At 68.8% G+C, this 6,983-nt stretch carries 4 protein-coding genes; all 4 read left to right on the plus strand.

Annotation, left to right across the window (positions count from 1 at the left end):
• On the plus strand, nucleotides 1-915 hold a 915-nt coding region (locus FNH08_RS40375), incomplete at its 5' end, for a carbohydrate ABC transporter permease (RefSeq protein WP_152776495.1).
• Nucleotides 912-1,754, plus strand: coding sequence for a carbohydrate ABC transporter permease (locus tag FNH08_RS40380; RefSeq protein ID WP_152776496.1), 843 nt, complete (start codon nucleotides 912-914; stop codon nucleotides 1,752-1,754). The genes FNH08_RS40375 and FNH08_RS40380, both read left to right, overlap by 4 nt.
• Before the next feature lie 114 nt (nucleotides 1,755-1,868).
• Nucleotides 1,869-3,650 carry an amylo-alpha-1,6-glucosidase gene (locus FNH08_RS40385; RefSeq protein WP_152776497.1) on the plus strand — a complete coding sequence of 594 codons (1,782 nt, stop codon included), beginning with the start codon at nucleotides 1,869-1,871 and terminating at the stop codon, nucleotides 3,648-3,650.
• An 84-nt stretch (nucleotides 3,651-3,734) separates the two neighbouring features.
• On the plus strand, nucleotides 3,735-6,923 hold the full coding sequence (locus FNH08_RS40390; protein WP_152776498.1) for an RICIN domain-containing protein: 3,189 nt from the start codon (nucleotides 3,735-3,737) through the stop codon (nucleotides 6,921-6,923).
• Nucleotides 6,924-6,983: the final 60 nt, after the last annotated feature.

The raw sequence follows: 6,983 nt of genomic DNA on the forward strand, positions 1-6,983 counted from the left end.
CCCCCGGCCCGCACCACGCACCGGCGCCGTCGCCCCGCCTCCCAGCAGTGGGCCGCCTGGGCCTTCCTCGCCCCGGTGACCCTCTATCTCGTTCTCTTCTACGCCTATCCGCTCTACCGCAACCTCGACCTGAGCCTGCGCGACTACACCGTCCGCTCTTTCGTCCAGGGCAACGCGCCCTTCACCGGACTGGAGAACTACCGCGAGGTCTTCGACGACCCGACCTTCGCACCGGCGCTGCTGCACACCGTGGTGTTCACCGTCGTGTGCCTGTTCTTCCAGTACGCCATCGGCCTGGCCCTCGCCGTCTTCTTCAACCAGCACTTCCGGCTGTCGGCGACCCTGCGCGCACTGTTCCTGGTGCCCTGGCTGCTGCCACTGATCGTTTCGGCCTCCACCTGGTCGTGGATGCTCAACAGCGACTCCGGAATCGTCAACGCCGCACTGCACGCTGTCGGTATCGGACCGGTGAACTGGCTGACCTCACCGTCCTGGTCGCTGACCTCGGTGGTCATCGCGAACATCTGGATCGGCGTCCCGTTCAACCTCGTTGTGCTCTACAGCGGCCTGCAGTCCATCCCCACGAGCCTGTACGAGGCGGCCGCCCTCGACGGCGCGAGCGCCTGGCGGCGGTTCTGGAGCATCACCTTCCCGCTGCTGCGCCCGGTGTCCGCCATCACCCTGCTGCTGGGCCTGGTGTACACGCTCAAGGTCTTCGACATCATCTGGATCATGACCAAGGGCGGTCCGGCGGACTCGTCCACCACCTTCGCCACCTGGTCCTACCGGCTCGGCTTCGGCAACCTGCTCCCCGCCTTCGGCCCCGGTGCGGCCGTCGGGAACCTGCTCGTCGCCGCCGCCCTGGTATTCGGCCTGGTCTACCTGAGGGTCCAGCGAAAGCAGGCGCTGTCATGACGCATACACAGACGGTCCCGAACCAGCGCCGCCGTCCCTGGGGGAAGACGGTTGCCGGCCTGCTGTTGACCGCGGTCATGCTCTTCCCGGTCTACTGGATGCTGAACGTGTCCTTCACCCGCGACCAGGACATGCGCAAGTCCCCGCCGGACCTGTTCCCCGTGCACGGCACCCTGGACGGCTACCGCGCCGTCCTCGACCAGCAGTTGCCCTACCTCGGCACCAGCCTCGTCATCGGCCTGGGCACCGTGGCCCTGACCGTGGCACTGGCGGCGCCCGCCGGCTACGCGCTGGCCAAACTCCGACCGCGCGGCGGCGGCGTACTCAGTTTCCTCTTCCTGGTCGCCCAGATGGTCCCCGGCATCATCATGGCGATGGGCTTCTACGCCATCTACCTCAGCCTCGGCCTGCTCCAGTCCGTCCCCGGACTGATCGTCGCGGACTCCACACTGGCTGTCCCCTTCGCGGTCCTGATCTTCACCGCGTTCATGTCCGGCATCCCCGGTGAACTGCTCCAGGCCGCCCAGATGGACGGAGCCGGACCCGTACGCACCTTTCGGTCCATCGTCCTGCCCATGAGCCGCAACTCGATCGTCACCGTGTCCCTGTTCGCCTTCCTGTGGTCCTGGTCCGACTTCGTCTTCGCCAGCACCCTCGCGAACGGCGGCGCCCACGAACCGATCACCCTCGGCATCTACCACTACATCGGCAACAACAACCAGCAGTGGAACGCCATCATGGCCACCGCCGTCGTGGCCTCGCTCCCGGCCGCGGTCATCCTCGTCCTCGCCCAGCGCTACGTCGCCGCCGGCGTGAGCGCCGGAGCCGTCAAGGACTGATATCCCGCCGGCCGGTCCGTGCCGCCGCGCTCTCCACGAGCCGCCGTGCGAGCACCACCGCACCGCCCGGAAGGCCACCGACCATCCCCGCTCAAGAAACGAGTACCGCCTCCCATGACCGCCGCCCCATCCGGCCCGGCCTTCTCCGTGCACGAGATACCTTTCAGCACGCACGGATCCTGGTTCTGCATCTCTCCCGTCCTCGCGGAGAAGACACGTGCCGAGGACCTGCACCTGGTCTCGCACCAGAACGGCATGCACGCGGTCCTGAGCCTCGTCCCCCTCGACGCGGCGACGGGCGAGCGGGCGGAGACCTTCGTCCAGGCGACACCGAGCCTGCTCACCTGGACCGGCGCGGACGGGCGCATCGACCTCGCCTACGAGACGCCGGACACCGTACGCGTCCACGGCGAAGGGCTGGGCCTGCGCGTCACCGCGGCGGCGAAGGCCCTGACCCCCTTCAGCGGGACCTACTTCTACCGCGACCCGGTGGAGGGCGCCCACACGTTCACCTCCTACGAGACCGGACGCCGCTACCGGATCACCGTGCTGTCCGGAACGGTTGCCGACGTGCACGGCACCCAGGCCCTCGGTGCTGATGACCGCGGTCTCACGATCACCGCCGAGGCCGACGGATCGTGGGAGGTCGTGGTCGAGGAACTCGACAGCGCGCGCCGGCCCTACCGCTCGACATCGACGTTCGGCGAGGTCACGGAGGCCGCGCGGCGGTCGTTCGCCGAGTTCGTTGACACGGTCGCCCCATGGCGTACGGACGGCACCCCGGCAGTCGAACTCGCCGCCTACGTGGTGTGGTCGGCGACCGTGCTCCCGGCGGGTCTGGTCACCCGGCCCGCGGTGCTGATGTCCAAGCACTGGATGGACAAGGTCTGGAGCTGGGACCACTGCTTCAACGCCCTCGCCCTGGCCCCCGGATCCCCCGGCCTCGCCTGGGACCAGTTCTCACTGCCCTTCGACCACCAGGACGAGAGCGGCGCCCTGCCCGACTCCGTCACCCACTCCGAGGTCCTCTACAACTTCGTGAAACCGCCCATCCACGGCTGGGCCTTCGGCCACCTGCGCCGACGGCTCCGCGAACCGCTCACCCCGGCGCAACTGACCGAGGCGTACGACAGACTGACCCGCTGGACGGACTTCTGGCTCACCGCGCGGCGGGCACCCGGCGCCGCCCTGCCCCACTACCAGCACGGCAACGACAGCGGCTGGGACAACGCCACCACCTTCGACCCCGACCGCGTGGCCGTCACCGCCGACCTCGCCGCGGTGCTGGTCCTCCAGCTCGACGAACTGGCCCGGCTGGCCGCCGAACTGGGCTTCCGGGACGACGCCCGGCGCCGTACCGAGGCAGCCGACGCCCTCCAGGCCGCCCTGCTGGACGAGCTGTGGGACGGCGAACGGTTCCTGAGCCGCCCGGCCCACGGCGGCGCACCCTCCCCGAGCGCCAGCCTGCTCGACCTGATGCCGATCGTGCTCGGCGACCGCCTGCCCCCCAAGGTCAGCGACCGGCTGGCCAAACGGATCGACACCCACCTCACCGCGTTCGGCCTGGCGACCGAACACCCCGCCTCCCCTCACTACGAGCCCGACGGCTACTGGCGCGGCCCGATCTGGGCCCCCGCCACCGTCCTCATCGAAGACGGCCTGCGCCGCGCCGGGCACGAACGCCTCGCGGACGAGATCAGCGCCCGCTTCCGCGCCCTGTGCGAAACCTCCGGCTTCGCCGAGAACTTCGACGCCCTGACCGGCCAGGGACTACGCGACCGCGCCTACACCTGGACCGCCAGCAGCTACCTGCTGCTCGCCCATGACCACCAAAGCCGTCAAGGCCACCAAGACCGCCGGCACGCGGACACCGGGACCGGCGCCACCGTCGTCTGACCCGCGAGCGACACCCACCCAATCGTCCGGCTCGGGGGGCCGGCGCAGCACCAACCAGCCGCATCCCTGAAGGGACGTAAGCACATGCGAAGAATCGGGCAAAGACGCTCGACCCGAAGACGCCTTCTCCACGGCATCACCAAGACGCTGCTCTCGCTGACCGTCGTAGCCGGTGTCACCACCGCGACGGCAACGCCGGCCTCCGCCGCCACCCCCACCCTCACCGTCGACCTGGGCACCACCACCGGAGCCTTCCGCGGCGGTGCCTCCGGTGCGCTGTACGGCCTGTACGGGCCGGAGGTGCCGACGAACAACCTCATCGAGGGGATGGGGCTGAAGACCACCAACACCAAGTACCAGGACGGACAGCAGCACCCCGGCTCGGACGCCCTGGAGATCGCCAAGCCGTTCGTCGACAGCGGCGGCGGGGACATCTTCATCTACATGACGGACGTGTACCGCGCCGGCTACGAACGCGCCAGCTACGCGGCCTACCAGGACACGATGAGGACCCAGGTCGAGCAGGCGATGGCCAGCCCCTACGCCAGCCACATCGTCTTCATCCCGTACAACGAGCCCGACCTCAACTGGTTCAGCGGGATGCGCACCAACTCCTCGCAGCTGGCCGCGTTCAACGCCGAGTGGCGGCAGACGTACAACTTCATCAAGGGCATCTGGCCCGCGGCACGGCTGGCCGGCCCCAACACCTCCAGCTACTCCAGCTCCTCCCTCAGCGGCTTCCTCTCCTACTGCAAGACCAACAACTGCCTGCCCGACGTGGTGACCTGGCACACCCTGGGCAGCCCGGCGGACGTCCGCGGCACCGTCGACGCCTACCGCGCGGTGGAGACCGCCGCGGGGGTCTCCCCGATCACCGTCAACCTCAACGAGTACGCGCACCGCTTCCACCTGACCGACCCCGGGCAGATGGTCCAGTGGATCGCGGCCATCGAGGACGAGAAGGTCGACGGCAACCTGCCGTACTGGAACATCAACGGCAACCTCGGCGACTCCGCCGCCGCCCAGAACACCCCCAACGCCCAGTGGTGGCTGTACAACTGGTACAGCTCCATGAGCGGGAACACCGTCAAGGTCACCGGTGCCGCCAACAACGCGGCGTACACCCTCCAGGGCCTGGCGAGCCTCGACACGGCCAAGAAGCAGGCCCGCGTCATCCTCGCCGGGGGCGGCACCAGCGGCGACTCCAACACGGTCATCAAGAACATCAGCTCCTCCGTCTTCGGCAGCACCGTGCACGTGAGCGTGTTCCAGGACCGCTACAGCGGCTACATCGGCGCGGCGGCCACCCCGACCCGGCTCTCCGACGCCGACGTCGCCGTGGGCTCCGACAGCTCGATCACCCTCCCCATCACCCTGGACGCCAACTCCGCGTACCAGGTGATCGTCTCCCCGGGCGGCACCGGCTCCACCACCGCCTCCGACAACACCTGGTCGGCCACGTACGAGGCCGAGAACGCCACCCTCAGCGGCAGCGGCTACAACATCAACACCGAGGGCACCACCGGCGACGTCGGCAAGTTCCCCGCCTCGGGCACCAAGGACGTCGGCGGTCTGCGCACCGGCTCCACCGCGAAGATCTCCTTCTCCGTCTCCGTCCCCACCACCGGTGACTACGACCTGTCGGTGTTCGGCAGCAGCTACGCCAAGGACTCCGACGTCAAGGGCCCGACGAACGTGTACATGCGCGTCGACGGCGGCGCCTCGACCAGGATCGACATACCGGTGGGCTTCCAGTGGGTCGTGTGGGGCCACAGCGACACCACCGTGCACCTCACCGCCGGCACCCACACCATCTCCCTGGCCACCACCGGCGACAACAGCGCGTCGACCACCGGCGACGCCATCATCGACAAGATCGACCTCCGCTACAAAGACACCGCGGTCCAGGGCACCACGCTCTACGAGGCCGAACAGGCCAACCTCTCCGACAACGGCACCACCACCTACACCTCCCAGGGCCAGTCCGGCGCCGGCGCGGCCAACCTCACCAGCGGCAAGTCCGCCACGTTCTGGGTCTACTCCGCCCGGGACGGATACGCGGACCTGACGGCCCGCTTCCGCAACACCGGCCAGGCCGACCTCAAGGTCAACGGCAAGACCGTCGACGACCAGACCCTCTCCGGCGCGACACCCGACGCCTGGTCCACCTCCGTCAACCGGGTCCATCTGAACTCCGGCATCAACAAGGTCAAGGTGACCGGCACCAGCGGCACCCTCGCCCTGGACCGCCTGGCCGTCACCCCGTTCAGCGCCAGCAGCTCCGTCACCACCGGCAACGTCGTCACCTACCAGGCCGAGGACGGCACCCTCACCGGCACCGCCGAGGCCGACACCACCTACAGCCAGGCCGACGGCGGCGTCGTCACCGGCATCGGCAACGGAACCGCCAACTCCCTCACCCTCGACGTCGACGCTCCCAAGGCCGGCACGTACGCCATGACCATGCGCTACGCCAACGCCGAGGAACTGCCCTCCAACCACTACAACCCCGACCTGTACGCCGAGCACGCCGACGTCAGCGTCAACGGCGGCACCTCCACCCGCGTCAACTTCGCCAGCACCCTGCACTGGAACCAGTTCAACGACTACACCGTCCCCGTCACCCTCAAGGCAGGCGCGAACACCGTCAAGTTCACCGCCTCGCAGCTCTACAACTACGACGGCACCACCATCGGCCTGGTCTACTCCGGCGGGGGCACCGACATCGGACAGCCCATGCGCTCCAGCTCCGCCCCGCACCTCGACCAGGTCTCCTTCGCGCCGCTGAGCCTGCACATCGGCGCCTCGACCGGCTTCTCCTCCACCGCCGTCGCCCAACACAGCGGGCTCTGCCTCGAAGACCCCGCCCAGTCCACTGCCAACGGCACCCAGTACCAGCAGAACACCTGCGGAAGCGGCGAGGAGCAGCGCTTCGACTTCCACCCCGTCAGCGGCGCGACCGACACCTACACCATCGTCAACCACTCCAGCGGCAAGTGCCTGGACGTCTCCGCCTTCTCCACGGCCGACGGGGCAGCCGTCCAGCAGTGGACCTGCCACGGCGGCACCAACCAGCGATACGTCCTCAAGCCCGTCACCGCGCTCGGCAACAGCCACGACTACCAACTGGTCGCCGTCCACAGCGGCAAGTGCGTCGACGTCAGCACCATCTCGACCAGCCCCGGCGCGAAGATCCACCAGTGGCCCTGCGACACCGGCAGCACCCTGACCACCAAGAAGAACCAGATCTGGCGGCTCGCCGGAAAGGACTGACCAGCAACGGATCCCCCCTCCCCCCGCGTTTCTCCGGCCACGCCGGCAGAAGCGGGCCTG

Source organism: Streptomyces spongiae (assembly GCF_009377185.1).
GTDB classification, from domain to species: Bacteria; Actinomycetota; Actinomycetes; order Streptomycetales; family Streptomycetaceae; genus Streptomyces; species Streptomyces spongiae.